At 44.9% G+C, this 14,193-nt stretch carries 18 protein-coding genes and 3 pseudogenes; 5 read left to right on the top strand and 16 right to left on the bottom strand.

The genetic code is table 11. The features are described 5' to 3' along the window. Window positions 1-150: 150 nt before the first annotated feature. Genes LKD23_RS11960 through LKD23_RS11950 form a run of 3 tightly spaced genes read right to left on the bottom strand, consistent with a single transcriptional unit; the run spans window position 151 to window position 2,909 of the window. A complete protein-coding gene (locus tag LKD23_RS11960) occupies window positions 151-1,215 on the bottom strand; it encodes an FUSC family protein (RefSeq protein WP_005946426.1) in 1,065 nt (354 codons plus the stop codon). A gap of 33 nt (window positions 1,216-1,248) precedes the next feature. Next, entirely contained in the window at window positions 1,249-2,292 is a 1,044-nt protein-coding gene (locus tag LKD23_RS11955) for a HAMP domain-containing sensor histidine kinase (RefSeq protein WP_227621842.1), read from the bottom strand. Next, window positions 2,292-2,909, bottom strand: a complete 618-nt coding sequence (locus LKD23_RS11950) for a response regulator transcription factor (RefSeq protein ID WP_368670665.1) — start codon at window positions 2,907-2,909, stop codon at window positions 2,292-2,294. The genes LKD23_RS11955 and LKD23_RS11950 overlap by 1 nt, the downstream gene beginning before the upstream one ends. A gap of 122 nt (window positions 2,910-3,031) precedes the next feature. Here LKD23_RS11950 and LKD23_RS11945 point away from each other — a divergent pair. Both LKD23_RS11945 and LKD23_RS11940 read left to right on the top strand, forming a co-directional pair. Continuing rightward, window positions 3,032-3,904 (top strand): annotated as a pseudogene (locus tag LKD23_RS11945) (ParB/RepB/Spo0J family partition protein); the annotation flags it as partial. Between the two features lie 143 nt (window positions 3,905-4,047). Then, window positions 4,048-5,112 (top strand): annotated as a pseudogene (locus LKD23_RS11940) (relaxase/mobilization nuclease domain-containing protein); the annotation flags it as partial. Between the two features lie 112 nt (window positions 5,113-5,224). Here the strand turns inward: LKD23_RS11940 and LKD23_RS11935 are convergent. The 13 genes from LKD23_RS11935 to LKD23_RS11875 all read right to left on the bottom strand — a co-directional run bounded on the left by LKD23_RS11935 (window position 5,225) and on the right by LKD23_RS11875 (window position 13,128). Next, on the bottom strand, window positions 5,225-5,611 hold the full coding sequence (locus tag LKD23_RS11935; protein WP_097785778.1) for a hypothetical protein: 387 nt from the start codon (window positions 5,609-5,611) through the stop codon (window positions 5,225-5,227). 175 nt (window positions 5,612-5,786) lie between these two features. Further along, complete coding sequence (locus LKD23_RS11930; RefSeq protein WP_154266038.1) at window positions 5,787-5,939, bottom strand: hypothetical protein; 153 nt, start codon at window positions 5,937-5,939, stop codon at window positions 5,787-5,789. A 9-nt stretch (window positions 5,940-5,948) separates the two neighbouring features. Further along, window positions 5,949-6,410 (bottom strand): hypothetical protein, encoded by a 462-nt coding sequence (locus LKD23_RS11925; RefSeq protein WP_165852600.1) that lies wholly within the window; start codon window positions 6,408-6,410, stop codon window positions 5,949-5,951. Window positions 6,411-6,484: 74 nt separating this feature from the next. Next, on the bottom strand, window positions 6,485-6,997 hold the full coding sequence (locus tag LKD23_RS11920; protein WP_015565839.1) for a hypothetical protein: 513 nt from the start codon (window positions 6,995-6,997) through the stop codon (window positions 6,485-6,487). Window positions 6,998-7,910: 913 nt separating this feature from the next. Further along, window positions 7,911-8,504, bottom strand: a complete 594-nt coding sequence (locus LKD23_RS11915) for a hypothetical protein (protein ID WP_227621840.1) — start codon at window positions 8,502-8,504, stop codon at window positions 7,911-7,913. An 18-nt stretch (window positions 8,505-8,522) separates the two neighbouring features. Further along, window positions 8,523-8,756, bottom strand: a complete 234-nt coding sequence (locus LKD23_RS11910) for a hypothetical protein (protein WP_227621839.1) — start codon at window positions 8,754-8,756, stop codon at window positions 8,523-8,525. A 117-nt stretch (window positions 8,757-8,873) separates the two neighbouring features. Then, entirely contained in the window at window positions 8,874-9,266 is a 393-nt protein-coding gene (locus LKD23_RS11905) for a hypothetical protein (RefSeq protein ID WP_227621838.1), read from the bottom strand. Window positions 9,267-9,432: 166 nt separating this feature from the next. Further along, complete coding sequence (locus LKD23_RS11900; protein WP_097791873.1) at window positions 9,433-10,122, bottom strand: DUF4367 domain-containing protein; 690 nt, start codon at window positions 10,120-10,122, stop codon at window positions 9,433-9,435. Beyond that, window positions 10,115-10,648, bottom strand: a complete 534-nt coding sequence (locus LKD23_RS11895; protein ID WP_227621837.1) for an RNA polymerase sigma factor — start codon at window positions 10,646-10,648, stop codon at window positions 10,115-10,117. The genes LKD23_RS11900 and LKD23_RS11895 overlap by 8 nt, the downstream gene beginning before the upstream one ends. 451 nt (window positions 10,649-11,099) lie before the next feature. Beyond that, window positions 11,100-11,705 (bottom strand): DUF3885 domain-containing protein, encoded by a 606-nt coding sequence (locus LKD23_RS11890; protein ID WP_015565836.1) that lies wholly within the window; start codon window positions 11,703-11,705, stop codon window positions 11,100-11,102. A 15-nt stretch (window positions 11,706-11,720) separates the two neighbouring features. Then, on the bottom strand, window positions 11,721-12,080 hold the full coding sequence (locus LKD23_RS11885; protein ID WP_006059613.1) for a hypothetical protein: 360 nt from the start codon (window positions 12,078-12,080) through the stop codon (window positions 11,721-11,723). Window positions 12,081-12,091: 11 nt separating this feature from the next. Beyond that, window positions 12,092-12,628, bottom strand: coding sequence for an SF0329 family protein (locus LKD23_RS11880; RefSeq protein WP_006059612.1), 537 nt, complete (start codon window positions 12,626-12,628; stop codon window positions 12,092-12,094). A 26-nt stretch (window positions 12,629-12,654) separates the two neighbouring features. Next, window positions 12,655-13,128, bottom strand: a complete 474-nt coding sequence (locus LKD23_RS11875) for a DUF4304 domain-containing protein (protein ID WP_227621836.1) — start codon at window positions 13,126-13,128, stop codon at window positions 12,655-12,657. Window positions 13,129-13,182: 54 nt separating this feature from the next. Here LKD23_RS11875 and LKD23_RS13050 point away from each other — a divergent pair. The 3 genes and pseudogenes from LKD23_RS13050 to LKD23_RS11860 form a co-directional block, all read left to right on the top strand. Beyond that, window positions 13,183-13,362: pseudogene (locus tag LKD23_RS13050) on the top strand (sigma factor-like helix-turn-helix DNA-binding protein); the annotation flags it as partial. A 374-nt stretch (window positions 13,363-13,736) separates the two neighbouring features. Next, on the top strand, window positions 13,737-13,964 hold the full coding sequence (locus LKD23_RS11865; protein ID WP_097775161.1) for a hypothetical protein: 228 nt from the start codon (window positions 13,737-13,739) through the stop codon (window positions 13,962-13,964). 86 nt (window positions 13,965-14,050) lie between these two features. Continuing rightward, a partial coding sequence (locus LKD23_RS11860; RefSeq protein ID WP_227621843.1) for a type II toxin-antitoxin system PemK/MazF family toxin occupies window positions 14,051-14,193 on the top strand: 143 nt, incomplete at its 3' end.

Raw genomic sequence — 14,193 nt, 5'->3', positions numbered from 1 at the left:
TGATTTGAAATAACCTGTATGCGAAATTGTTCTTTTTCATCCTCGGTCATCTCAAGTGGAACGCCGTGCAATGTGTCTACAATATAGGACGAAATTTTAGCGAAGTGCTCGTCAAAATCAGTGGTATTCAAATTTTCTTCCTGATTCACTTCACTCTGCATGTACGGTCACCTCACTTTCCTTTTTTTTAGGCATAAACCAATAAAATATAACACAAAATGCTAAAGCAAACACAACACCAAAAACATTTTGACTCACTCTAAGACTAACCGCTCCTTGTAGTCCATATGTCTCTGCAGCAATGGCTAAAGCACCAAATGTGTTAAATACTGCCTGCCAGCCATATTGTGCTGAAAATCCTACACCGATTCCACCAAGAATTCCTATATATGCATAGATTGACGAAGGAAGCAGAAAATATAATACTGTAAAACATATAACACCTGCAATATTTCCGACAATCCTTTTACGGACTCTGTAGTGCATATCTTCCATAGACGGCAAAATCACGGACATGGCCGCAATACCAGCCCACATTGCACGTGGCATATTACAAAGTTCTGCAATGCAAAGGACAATCGGTACGCATAAAATCTGACATATCTGCCATTTTGTTCTGGAAGAAGTGATATCAAATTCTTGTATCAGATCTTTCAGATTTCTTTTATAAGTTCTGTTTTTATGATTTCGATAAAATACGAAGCAGGTAAGTGCTGCACCTAAAGCCATTCCGACTAATCGCATCTGATAGCTTTTTCCCGTAACATCATAACCATATAGCAGCAGATACCCAAGAACCAATGTAGATTGATTAAACATGGATGGATTATGGCATCCGAACAGAATCAACACAGCCAGTGCCGCAATATTTAACAGCATTCCCAATACCGGTGAAAACTGATTTGCTAAATGCGGACATACAGTCATAATTACAAAGAACAAAGCCAAAAGCATCGTAGATTGTCCGGTGTGGATCCCCAGATCCGCATTCCTAAACACCATGAGACATAATAAGACTACTACACCTACAATGCTGTTCTCATTTCCAAATAGGATGCTGAAAATACTAACAAAGAAAAAACAAAATGCCATTGTAGCAGCTATCTTCACCAGATATACCCACATATGATATAGTTTTTCTTTTAGTGTTTCACTCTTTTTCAACAGGTTTTTAGAACCTGCCTGATTTAACTGCAACTCCTGATAAAATGTCATATAAATCCTCCCATCTTCTAATTCATCTTAAAACTAGATAATCTCATCTTTCTGCTTTGGCAGCTCTATAACAAATCTGCATCCACCATATTCACGGTTTTCTGCTTTGATTGTTCCTCCGGCACTATCTACAATCCGTTTTACAAGTGCAAGACCTAGGCCATTTCCTTCTGCTTTATGAGATCCATCTACCTGATAGAACTTGTCAAATATTCTGGATTTTACATCATCCTCTATTCCTGGTCCTTCATCTTCCAGAATGAACTTAACAGAATCCTGTTCTTGTTTCAGAAACATCGTAATTGTCCCCTTTGAAGGGCTGAACTTAATCGCATTATCTAAAAGATTTATCCAGATATGCATAAAAAGTCCTTCATTCGCAGTATATTTAACTTCCTCCAATTCTACCTGAAAACCAATTTCTTTTTCTGTCCATTTTGTTTCCAATGAAAGAACTGCCTGGCGGATCTGTTCATCCAGACGATATTCTGTTTTTTTCATTGGTATATTCTGATTCTCTAACTTGGATAACAGCAAAATATTACCAACCAATCCGGAAAGTCTTTGGGTGTTAAATAAGATTTTTTCTACATATCCCTCTTGATCCGGAGACAGTTCTTCTCCCTGAAGCAGCATTGTATATCCTTCAATGGCATTAATCGGGGTCTTAAACTCATGAGAAACATCAGATACAAAATCCATCTGCAGCACCTCTGTTGCACGAAGTTCTTTTGTCATAATGTTAAAACTTTGATAAGATTCTCCAACTTCTGCTATACGGCTGTTCTTTTCCAAATGCTGTTCAAAATCTCCCCGAGAAACTTCCTTCATTGCTTTACTAAGTCTTGTAATTGGTTCCAGTAACTTTGCATTAATAAAGGAAGTGATCAGCCCTGCAATCAATGTATTGAAAATCAAAAGCCAGCCAAGCACAGGTATGCTGCCCGGCAGATTAAAAAAATGATTCAAAAAAGCAAATAATAACGCAGATATGACTGTTGAAAATACAAGTGCCAGCCAGATTGCACCAGTCAGACAGGATCGGATCCGCAATCCTTTTTCTTTCTTTTGTTCCATTATTTTTTCACCACCTTGTATCCAATTCCACGCATTGTTACGATTTCAAAATCAGAGTTATCTTTCAAACGCTCCCTGATTCTTCCTATATGTACCTCTATCGTATGTGGGTCTGCCTCCGTCTCGTATCCCCATACTTCATCCATCAACTGTTGTTTTGTAAATATTCTGCCTGGCGAAGCTGCAAGCTTATATAAAAGCAAGAATTCTTTTTTAGGCAAAACAAGACTTTCCTTATCAGTTGTAACCGTCATTGCATCATAATCAAACTCTGTTGAACCGATCACAATTTTGTGTTCATTCAGTATCTGTGCACGGCGAAGCAGTGCTCCGACTCTTAAAACCATTTCATTCACATTTACCGGTTTTACCATATAATCGTCACTTCCCGAAAGAAATCCCTGGCGCATATCATCAAAGGAACCTTTCGCAGTGATCATAAGTACAGGTATCTGATATCCTGCTGAACGGAGTTCCGACACCAGTTCATAACCATCCATAACCGGCATCATAATATCAGAAATGATCAGATCAATATATTCCTTAACCAATACTTGCAACGGTGTACAAAGGGAACATAATAAAAAACTTAATAATGGACTGCCAATCTTACACAAAGTACCGCCCAAACGAGACTACGGGCGGTATTTTTGTATCATGGCGGAGAAAGGAGGAACTTCCCACGGGGGCTTGACTGAAAAGTTGAGCCCCTTTTTTCATGCCAAAAAACAGGAGGTAAATGCTTATGGCAGATGATAAAACCACAAAAACGCCGGAACAGCCGGTAACGGATAGCGGGCCGGGCAAGGAAACGTCTCCCGCTCCCCCAAAAGAGCCGGAGAAGGTTTCCGTTTCTCCGGAGCCGGAAAAAAAGACGGAACCAGAGGTAAAGAACCCGCAGGTTTCCGTCTATAACTTCTCTGAAATTATGAAGGAAAAGAAGGTCGAGGAACGGGCGGCAGCTCCCAGCGGGGAAAAGTCTGACCCGGCAAAAGAGGAGAAACCGGAAAAGCAGCCGGAGGCTCCGAAAAAAGCAGAGGAAAAACCCAAAGAGCCGGAACAGCCGAAGCGCCGGGGCCGTCCCCCGAAAACAGATAAGGACAAGGCCGCAGCCCCGAAGTCCAAAGCCCCCGCACAGAAACCGGAAAAGGCGGTCAAAAAGGAACCGGAGAAAAAAACGGCTCCAACGATACAGGCCGCTCCCGCTCCGAAAGGACCCGAAAAGCCAAAGGATGCTCCACGCCGGGGCAAGGAGCAGATCGTCTATATCAAGCTGAACGAACTCCACGCCTTCAAGAACCATCCCTTTGAAGTCCGGGATGATGAAGAAATGCGGGCTATGGTGTCCAGCGTCAAGGACAAGGGCGTGACCCAGCCCGCTATCGTCCGTCCCCGTGAGGATGGCGGCTATGAGATCGTGTCCGGCCACCGCCGCCAGAAAGCCAGTGAGCTTGCCGGATATGCGGATATGCCCTGTATCGTCCGAAATCTGACAGATGATGAAGCCATCACACAGATGGTGGAGGACAATCTGAACCAGCGTGAAGAAATCCTCCCCAGTGAGCGGGCCAAAGCCTTAAAAATGCAGCTTGAAGCCATCAAGCACCAGGGCTCCCGCACTTCGGGCCAGATTGACCCGAAGGACGCAGGTAAACGCTCCAACGAGATCGTGGCCGAGCGCAATAAGATGGCGGTCAAGCAGGTGCAGCGGTATATCCGTCTCAATGAGCTGGTTCCAGACCTGATGAAGCTGATGCGTTTATCGTTGCAACCCACACGGACCGGGAACACATTCATAATCACATTATCTACAACTCCACTGCGTTGGACAGCATCCGGAAATTCCGGGATTTTTTATTGTCCGGGCTGGCTGTGCAACGGTTGAGCGATCTGATCTGCTTAGAGCATCAGCTTTCCGTCATTGAGATAAAGCCCTATCGGGAGCGGCAGAAGCGCACACTCTACCCGCCCAAAGAAAGCAATCGTGACCGTCTATGTGGCGTGATTGACACTGTTCTGGCGGAAAAGCCCAAAGACTACGAAGATTTTCTGCAAGGACTGGAGCAGCAGGGTTATGAGGTCAAGCGTGGAAAATACACCTCCGTCAAAGGCGCACGGCAGAAGCGATTCATCCGGTTCCGCACTTTGGGCGCAGGATATAGTGAAGAAGAACTGAAAGCTGTTATCTCTGGGGAAGCCGAACACCATCCCCGGCAGAAGCAGAAGCGCATCGTACCGGAACAAAAGTTTCAGATGCTGGTGGACATTCAGGCAAAGCTGGCCGAGGGAAAGAGCATGGGGTATGCTCGCTGGGCAAAGCGATATAATCTGAAAGAAATGTCCAAGACGCTGATTTTCTTACAGGAGCATAAAATCGGCAGCATTAAAGAAATGCAGGAACGTGTGGATGCAGCAACTGCTCGCTATCACGAGTTGGGCGATTCCATTAAAGCTGCAGAAGCGCGCATGACCGAGATTGCCGTTCTGCGGACGCACATCGTTAATTACGCCCGGACACGTCCGGTTTATGATGCCTACCGCAAAGCCGGGTACAGTAAGAGATTTCTGGAAGCCCACCGGGAAGAAATCACGCTGCATAAGGCTGCAAAAGCTGCTTTTGATGAAGCTGGATTGAAAAAGCTGCCAAAGACTAAGGACTTGAGCATCGAATACGCTGAACTTCTGAAAAAGAAGAAAGAAGCATACCCAGACTACCGGAAGGCACAAGATGAGATGCAGGAGTTGATGAAAGCTCAGAAAAATGTAGAGATGTTTTTTGCAGAGGAAAAAGACACAGCCGAAAAAGAGCCAACACGATAAACGAAATCCGCCGAGGATTCTTCCCGTTTTTTTCGGGAGGATTCCTCGGCGGATTTTTGCTTTTGAAAACTGATTTCTAAGAATGTGAATTCAAAATACCAAAATTATTCAGTCAAGCCAAAAAGGTAAACCACACAAATGCAGCAGTTGCACATATCATCAGAACCAGTAGTATCGTACTTGCAAGTTTCTTCTCAATGGAAACTTTCTGATTTTTGCATAGGACAATCTGCTGAAGATTGTGAAATTCGGCTTCGCTGACATTTCCATTTAATGCTTTCCATGCAGTGCAGCGATCTGTAACCAGCAAAAAATCGGACAGCATTTCCATAAAGATGACAGCGAAAAATGCCAGAGAAAAGAACCACATCCCATTCCATTGAAGTTCTGTCAACACCCTCTGAAGGCTTGAAGGCTTTAATGACACTAACGAAATAATGTAAATCAACGTGTTGCAGAATTCTCTTGCTAATGGCCCTTTTTGTTTAAGAAAATCCATTTTCAACCCTTTCCTTACAAACGGAGTGACTTAACCACCAATGGCCTGATAGTAATCCGTTTTAGAACGAATCAAAGACCCGTTTGACTTGTATTCTTTGACAGTTTGATGGTAGCAATTTTCGAAATATGTATTCTATTTTTTCTGCATTGGAATCACCACTTTTTTGATAAAATTAGGAGCCATCACTTTCCGACAGCCATTCGTCTAGGATTCTTGATGCTATTTCAGCATATTCTTCATCTGTAGAAATAGATTTCAAATATTTGTAAAGAGTATTTTTTTCTTCTGCCGCCCCAATATAGGGGTAACCGGAATTCCCCAGCATCTCTTTTATTCAGGATTTTTCTACTGAAATCCGGATTCCAAATCCTCCCTCTGAGTATGCAATGCTTATCCATGTTTCATCTTTTCTTAGCAAAACGCCTGTCGAAACGCTTTCTGAAGCCGATGCCTCTTCAGCGTATCCTAAGGTTTTCAATTGGTCAATATATTTTTGTATTTCTTCTTCAGAGATATTATTATAAAAGATTGCATAATACCCAGCATTAGAACCATCCAATATATATTCTATCGTTCCACTTTCCGGCTCACAAATAAGCCTAGTGTATTCATTATCCGGCCAAACTGAAGTATAAATACATTTTACATCAGACGGATTGGTTCCTCCATGTGTAGCAAATTTTCCCTGACCTGAAAAACGAATGCAAAGAAAGACCAATATCAAAACTATAAAGGCAACCGCCATACTGCTAAAAAATTCCAATTTCTTATTCATTTGGCTTGCTCCATAATTCAAACGTACAAAGCCACGATTCTTTTCTTTCGGCTCTAAAGAATCGTGGCTTTTATCCCCATTATCTAATGCTTTTATTACGGAATCGTGATGTCGTAGGAAATGGAGAACTGGCCACCGTTTGCCAAAGCATTCAATGCTACAGCAGTTCCAGAAACAAATACTGTACCGCTTGTTCCGCTACTAGCTTTCCTACCGGTATCCACATCTGTACTAATCGTTTCGTCCCCGGTTGCGACTTCAGAGAAGTATTTACTTGTCGATTGGCCATTCATGGTAAGTTTGACATTTCCTGTCATACCTGTAAATTCCGGCTTTGGCGATGAGTACCACGGAACGTAAAGTTCAACATGAACCTGTACGCCATCATTCTTATCATAGGTTGCGTAGGAATTAACCCGAACGTTAGCAATTCCTACCTGCATAGCCATGCCAGGTTCCAAGCACTCGCTTAGAGGTGCATCATACCTTCCAATAACAACAGGTTGTTTGTCATCCGTTGGGGCCGCTGCAAAAGCAGAGATAGAACAAAGCGAAAAGACCATAACCACCGCCATACAAAGCGCAAGCAATCTTTTCTTCAAGGTCATTTTGAGTCATCTCCTTTTATTTTTGCATAAAATGTGACAGCATATCGAATAAGGTACTTTGCAATCACAAGAAAAGCAATCGCCATGACTGTTGCTGTCGATACAATTGTCAAGATTTCCGGTACGCTAAATTTCATAAATGTACCTCAACTCATGCTCAACTTGTTTTCAAGGAAATTATCTGCATTGGAATCACCTCCATCTGAAGCATTTATATGCTAAAGACTCCTATTATTTTTTTCATTTTCGACAGTAATAAGCATCTGTTAGTATCGTCGGTCCCCCATAAATAGTCTTTCTTTCCTATAGCTATCCCGCCTTCAAAAATGATTTTTGAAAGACGTGATTTTTTCAGACTTTCTTGAGGAAACCACATCGCTGAAACTCCCTGCGTGACGATTCCTCCAAGCTGCATATCGCTTCCACAATAAATGCACTTCATTATCTCTATTCCTCTGGAGTGGATTTATCTCCCAAAATATTGAGCATTAACACAACGCACAAAAAGAGAAACGATAAGATATAAGGTTGAACATATCCTTCCTCATATAAACACAATGTATTGCCTGATTGAACAACATTCACCTTGGTGAAACAATCTGTATAGCTATAACTTGTTTCTTCTGAGAAGGGCATCAGCTGTGATAAATCATATCGGTTCCATATAAAGAAACGTTTTGCCGTTATAATATAATATTGCTTTCCATCGGTTAGTAAAAAATCAATTGAAGACTTCGATTCGGTCGATTTACAATCAACAAGAGTTAACATAGAATTTGAAACGCTTTCAAAATTTTTATTTGATAACACTTGCAATTTATCAAAAGAATACGGAAATCTTACGATAGAAATTAGCCATAGCAATATTATAATAGCACCGAAATGTCTGAAACATTTAACAATCTTATATTTTTTAGTTCCACGCATAAATATTCCAATTACTGTATGTAAACAGATAATTATAGATTGTCATTCCAAAATTTTGATTTCCCCAAGATGTTGTGGGGTAATACTCGCCATCCGTGTAGGTGTTATTAAACTTATTTCCACTTTCCGTTATAACATACTTGGTTCCCCAAAAACTATTTTTGTGAGAAGAGTGGTTAATATCAGTCAATGTGTATTCAATTTGTTCATACTGCGAATTAAGGTTACACTGTGGAATGGTGAATTGCACGGCCGTCATAGCAAAACCAAAATATGCGAGTGCAGTTTTGGAAATTGCAAGTGCCGGAGCAGCAGGTAATGACAAGGCACCTGCTACAACTGATGCCAACCCTGCCAAATCTCTATATGTTCCATTAATATCATATTTTTTGTTTCCTGTTTCTTTCACATAATCCACATATGCTCCGCAGATTCCCGTTCCGGTTCCATCTGTATATTGGAAACGAATTCTTCCCAACCGACGCGACATTGTAGATTGCGGTAAGACTATATCAAAATTCTTCTCTGTCGGAATAAATCGCTGCAGCTGTTTTGATGTTCCATCCGAAGAATAAACCAATTCATTTATAACATTTTTTTATCGGTCAACCGTATAACGGCTTACCAATTTTCCATCATTGTACTGTTCAAAAACCGAGTCACCATTGTCAAGATCATAGGCTCTAACAAGCAATTCACCTGACGCGCTTTGTACGGTCGTGAAGTCAGAACTCGTGCTGTTTTTAGTTCCTGCTGCAAAAGAGACCAAAGGAACGGTTAGCAAAAGCGTGGTTGCAAGTGCAAACGATATGAATCTATTCCAAATTTTCATAATTAACCCTCACTGTAGATTATTCTAATAGAAATGGTATACTTTAGGTGTTCTATTCCAAAGATAAGGCTTCACCTATCATCTCTAGGATTAGTTTTTTAAAATGAATAACCTCACTTATCTACTGGCACTTCCAGTAATGGTTTCACTCCGTCCATCGGAATAGTTAAAGGTCGCAGAATACTCCAGCCTATAAGATTTTCCGGGCTTAGTGTTAAAGTTACTGCTCACCATGCAGGTTGAGGTCGTGCTGCTGTTCGAGCAGCTACTTACTTTTTGCCATGTTCCAATTGTTCCCTTTTCATAGAGAACGCCTGAAACGCTGATTTTCTTTACTCCAGTTCGTGTCTGGGCATCAACCTGATAGTATGTTTGGTAAATGGATCCGTTGACCGTACTATCACCTACATACCGCTCAGACTTTTCAGCGGCCATTGCGGTGCAGGCAAAACTCAAGAGAATCACCGCTGAAATAACAATGGACAACAAACGCTTTTTCGACATAGACATACACCTCCGTTTTTTTGCTCCTAACAAGAGCCTTTGTATAATCAACGCAATTCGCATTCGCTTCGTTTCAATTTTCAGGAGAAATTTTTTTCAAATTTTCCATCTTTGTAAGTTCAGACAAAAAGAAAGCCGGACATTTGTGTACTCTCACAAGTGTCCGGCTTTCTTAACGGATACCTTCCGCAATTTTCATAATCTCATCGTATGGAATGTTTCCCATAACGGTATGTGTAATCCCCTGATATTCCCAACTTAGAGTATAAACATTCTTTCCATGTTCATCCGTACTAGTTCCAAGTACGCCATCTGCTTCTCCGACCTTTACGGTTTCGTACACTGTATGCTCATTATCAAATAGGGACTGCTGCCCCGGCTGGATAATTGAACAACGGACAGTGTAGCTTTCCTCTGTTTCTTTTGACGAGTAAACATGTAAAAAGTTTTCTGCTCGTTCAAATTTCTGCGCATCGTCCATTTCAAAGCCGTCCAGCACATAATGATCGCTGTATCCATCCGGTAATCGTTCCAACGGTTCGCCGTCCACTTGATACGTCAGCTGCATCTCAATCGGCAAGAACTTCTGAATCATCGTGTAGACTGCCTTGCGGAAGTCTGCACTTACTGCAAGCGCGCCGAGAGTTAAAATTACCAGCGTCATGGCTACAACAAGCACTCGTTTCAGCACCGGACAGCGTTTATGCAATGCCGCTTTCAGGCGAGCATCCCATCGGGAAGTGTCCGGGTAGCGTTCCTTAAGCTGGGCCGGAGTTGGCAGCTCGTCCAGTTCTTTCTGTGCATCTGCACGGAGTGCCATCATCAAAGCTGCATCAAAAGAAATCTCTGTCCGCTCACTCACGGCTGTTCAGCTCCTTCCACAATAGTTTTCTTCCACGGAAAAGCCGCATCCGAACCACTTCATCTGTCAGTCCAAGCGATTCGGCAATCTCCCGGTTGGTGTAGCCCATCGCCAAAAGGCGCAGTGGATCACGGTACATCGGTTTCATCTGTCCGATCAGTTCTGTCAGGTATTGGATGTTATCGGTGCTGACTGCTGCATCATCCGGCACCGGGGCATCATCTGGTGCGTCCGGGACTTCTTCCAGCGGTTCTTCTCGCTGCTTGCGAAGCATATCGTATGCACGGCTTCTACTACAACTAACGAGATAAGCAGCGAGTTCGTGACAGTTTTCTCGATGAATTTTAGAAAAATTTTTGGCAACGTACAAAAACACCTCTTGCAGTACATCTTCTGCCAGATACGAATCGCCCATAATTTTGTAAGCGGTATGGTAGACCAGCCGTTTGTAGATATTATATACATCTATAAATTGTTCTTCTTTGCTTTGATCGTCAAGAACAGCTAAGTACAGGGAAAGCAACACAATCACCTCCAACTGATTCGCATGGATTGGATGTAGTGTACCATGAACCAGCGAAAATGTCGAATGTTTTCCGTTCTGAACGAAGAACAGCCAGCATCATGACCTCACTTACTGTTGAGGCCGTTGCTGGCTGTTCGTTTGGTTTGAGATGTTTCCATCAAAATTGCAGAGTGCAAATGTCTTGAAGCTCTACCTTATATAAATAGAAGCGTTTTGAAAAAACGCGCAGCCTGCATCGGAACGGTGCAGAATGAAGGGGATTGGGCACAGCCCAACAAGCATTTTGCAACGCAAAAATGGCGTTTGTATAGACAAAAGCCCTGCTTGCCACAACAATGCGTCCTTTTTGTCCGCAATTTGTAATTTTCAGATTGGAGAAAAACGCCATGGCAAAGACGAAGGCTGAAGAAAAAGCTCTCAACCTTGATTAGATTTTGTTTAACTGCCGGGATTATCTGCGCGCTGCGCGCAACTCCGGCTCGTTCTTTGAAAAGCGTGATAGCAGCTTCTGTGAGCCGCCCAGCACATCCAGCCCACGGTCATCGTACAAATGGTAGAGGAACGGCCCCGGCCCAGCCAGATAGACGCTGGACACAAAGCCGTTCCAGCCGCCGATGTCCCCCAGAATGATTTCCCGAAGAAGCAGCTCTGGTTGAAAGCTGATCTTGCTGAGATCCCAGTAAAACTGCACTTGTGCATGGGTATCCCCATCTTCATCCTGCTCTGTGGCCGAAAGTTGTTCATCGGGAACTGGGAGGCCCACTCGCTGCCGGATAACGGTCAGCAGGGACTCGGCGGGTTCTTCATCGGGATACCCGTCGATCCGCAGAAGGTCCGGCACCGCCGGAAGTGCCCGATAGATCGCGGCGGCTCGGTCCAGCGCCCCCTGAACATAAGCGGGGTTGGTTTTCAGCTTCGCCGCACGCCTATCCAGATAGATTGGTTCCTCCCCGCCGATCTTAAAACGAATGCCCACCGGTGCATGGTAGAACAGAGGGTGTTCCAGCCCAGCCATGCCCAGATCATGTAAAATGTGTTCAAACCGCTTTGCCAGCATGGTATCCCTCCGTTCTCATGTCATTTCATACAGCAGAGCAGCATCGCCCTGCACCAGTTCCAGATGGGAGCGCAGCGTATTAAGCCCGCTTTGCACCGCCTCGGTGGGCAGATCCCAGTCCGGGGCAATTTCAGCGGCCAGCTCCGGGAGATCCTGCTCCCGCAGAGCTGCCAGCAGTTGAGACGCCAGCTCTCCCTCCAGCAGAGCGCAGTCCAGGGTGTCTTCCGTCTGGGGAGCAGGAAAACGGACATCCAGATCCAGTTCGCTCTCACACCAGTCCCAGATGGCCATATAGACCGCGCCGGAGCAGTCACCGTCGGACAACTCCTGCCGCTGGTTATTTTTTATCAGATAAAAGGACGCGATCTGTGACATGGTGGTTCCTCCTAAATGTTATTCGCTTCCATCAGCCCTTCGGCCTGCAACCGGATCACATAGAAAGCCCGCACCCAGTCCAGTTCCTGCTCCATGGAGTCCTCCAAAGCCAGCAGGCGGCGCTTGCCAAGCCTGCGATCCAGAAGGGCAAAGATACGGACAAGGGGATTCTCGCTGACAAGGCTTTTCTCGATGCTCTGGTTGTCAAAGATCCCAAACGCCTCATAGAACACCTTTTGGTCAAAGGTGCCCTGCTCCAGCGCATAGGCATGAGCCTGATTGATGGCCTCTTTTGCGGAGTCGTGATCTTTCAGCGTGGTGGAGCGCAAGTGATGAAATTTCGTCCACACATTTTCAAAATAGGTGTAGTAGTTGCTCCGCAGCACTTCCACGCCGTCCACACGAATGGCGGCCCGGCCCTCATGGTCGGCGCTTTTGCTGTAACTGGTGGCAAAATACTGGATGTGGCCCCGGAGTGCCGGGCACAGGTAGTCATTCTCCAATTTGTTCCGGATTCCACTCCAAGTGGATACTCTACTGTTTGACATAGGTGTTGTTTCCTTTCTGCTGATTCCTACTGCTTTTGGAGATACTCCCGGAAGCATTCGATGAACTCCCGATTCCGCTTAGGGACATCGAACCCCTTCCGATGGGGGAAGAACCCCTCCTGTTCCACATCGTCCAGCAGCTTGGGCAGATTGGAAAACCGGGCAAAGAATGGTAGTGCATAGTCCTGGATCTGCCCGGAAATTTCCTGGATAGAGCGTTCCCGCTCCAGCAGAGTAGATACCTCATAGCGGGGGAAGTCATCATACCGGTGGGTCAGCCGGGCGATGGAGGTACCCACGATACCATCATAGGTTTCCTCCGTCCCTTCCTGCTCACTGCGCCACTGGGCAATCACCGGGGAACTCACATCGAAGAAGGCAGTAAAAGTGGTGGAGCCAAAGCGGATGGAGGGGGAAAAGTAAAAGGAGAACACAAAGATGCCGTCTTTTTTGTAGATGTCATTTTTGCTCTTGCGGTATTTGTAGCCCAGCGGGTTCAAAGGCTCCGCGATCCGCTCACAGGTATAGACGAAGATCTCACGGGGCTTGGTTCCCTTACTGCACTCGAAACTTTGAAAACCGAAGATTTGGAAATCATCACCATGTACGCTTACGAGGGATACGACATCACTGAAATTTCTAAAGTCTACGGCGTATCTCGGCCCACTATTAGTATCAAAATCAAGAGAATTACTAAATTTTTGAAAAACTTCAATTTCAATGCTACGAATTGACCTTTCTCGTCGGCTACCAAGTGAGAGGACGATTTCCCAAGCGGCACCTGCCGCAGGGCGAAACGTCCGACCTCAGGGACCTTGAAAACTGAATAGTTCCGTCATCTGGTACTCCGATAATGATACTTCCGTAATTCGCGGCCCGGTCACAAAGCAGACGGGGTGGCTGAAATGCCAATGAAGCGGTACAAGTCCGCTGCCAGATGTTCATGCCCCACTCGCAGGGAGCCGAGGGCGAATATGCGAGACCTTTAATCATATTGATCCGGGAACTGTCGGGTACGTTCCACGCATCCGGCAGTTCCCGTTTTTTTACGTACTCTTATTTATTCTTTATCCGAATATTCACTTTTGATACATAGGAGGACACTTTTATGGACGAGTTGAACCCCACGGTGCGCGAGCAGGAGATCTACGAGGAGATGGAGCTGACCCCTGAGATGGTCAAGTCCATCCGAACTCTCTGCGGTACCTGTCTGCGGCACTTTGTGGATGCAAAGGCTTTCAAAATCGCGCTTGTACCCAGCCCAGACCGGAGCATGGACACATGCACCGTCTGCCAGATGCGGCGCGGCTATGATTATGTGGTCATGCACCGCTGACCCAACCATACCACCATACCTTGAACGAAGCTCGTTGCGGAACATCCGGCAGCGGGCTTTGCACATAACAACATGGAGGTACAATTTTGCAGCAAAACTGGAAATTCCAACGCGGAGACATCTTCTTCACCCATTTCGGGGCGAGCACCGGCTCGGAACAGCACGGTGACCGCCCGGCGGTCATTCTTCAGAATGACGTGGGCAATTATCACTCTCCGACCCTGATCGT

Origin of the sequence: Faecalibacterium butyricigenerans, from assembly GCF_020687345.1 — a bacterium.
In the GTDB taxonomy this organism is placed as follows: domain Bacteria; phylum Bacillota; class Clostridia; order Oscillospirales; family Ruminococcaceae; genus Faecalibacterium; species Faecalibacterium butyricigenerans.
Note: the sequence above shows the minus strand (reverse complement) of the source record. Positions and strands in the feature narration are given on the sequence as shown.

Coding starts and splice junctions, on each gene's coding strand:
- LKD23_RS11960 (WP_005946426.1), bottom strand. CDS start 1,215: ATGACATTTTATCAGGAGTTGCAGTTAAATCAGGCAGGTTCTAAAAAC.
- LKD23_RS11955 (WP_227621842.1), bottom strand. CDS start 2,292: ATGGAACAAAAGAAAGAAAAAGGATTGCGGATCCGATCCTGTCTGACT.
- LKD23_RS11935 (WP_097785778.1), bottom strand. CDS start 5,611: ATGGATTTTCTTAAACAAAAAGGGCCATTAGCAAGAGAATTCTGCAAC.
- LKD23_RS11930 (WP_154266038.1), bottom strand. CDS start 5,939: ATGCTGGGGAATTCCGGTTACCCCTATATTGGGGCGGCAGAAGAAAAA.
- LKD23_RS11920 (WP_015565839.1), bottom strand. CDS start 6,997: ATGACCTTGAAGAAAAGATTGCTTGCGCTTTGTATGGCGGTGGTTATG.
- LKD23_RS11910 (WP_227621839.1), bottom strand. CDS start 8,756: ATGAAAATTTGGAATAGATTCATATCGTTTGCACTTGCAACCACGCTT.
- LKD23_RS11905 (WP_227621838.1), bottom strand. CDS start 9,266: ATGTCTATGTCGAAAAAGCGTTTGTTGTCCATTGTTATTTCAGCGGTG.
- LKD23_RS11890 (WP_015565836.1), bottom strand. CDS start 11,705: ATGCTGGCAAAGCGGTTTGAACACATTTTACATGATCTGGGCATGGCT.
- LKD23_RS11885 (WP_006059613.1), bottom strand. CDS start 12,080: ATGTCACAGATCGCGTCCTTTTATCTGATAAAAAATAACCAGCGGCAG.
- LKD23_RS11880 (WP_006059612.1), bottom strand. CDS start 12,628: ATGTCAAACAGTAGAGTATCCACTTGGAGTGGAATCCGGAACAAATTG.
- LKD23_RS11865 (WP_097775161.1), top strand. CDS start 13,737: ATGGACGAGTTGAACCCCACGGTGCGCGAGCAGGAGATCTACGAGGAG.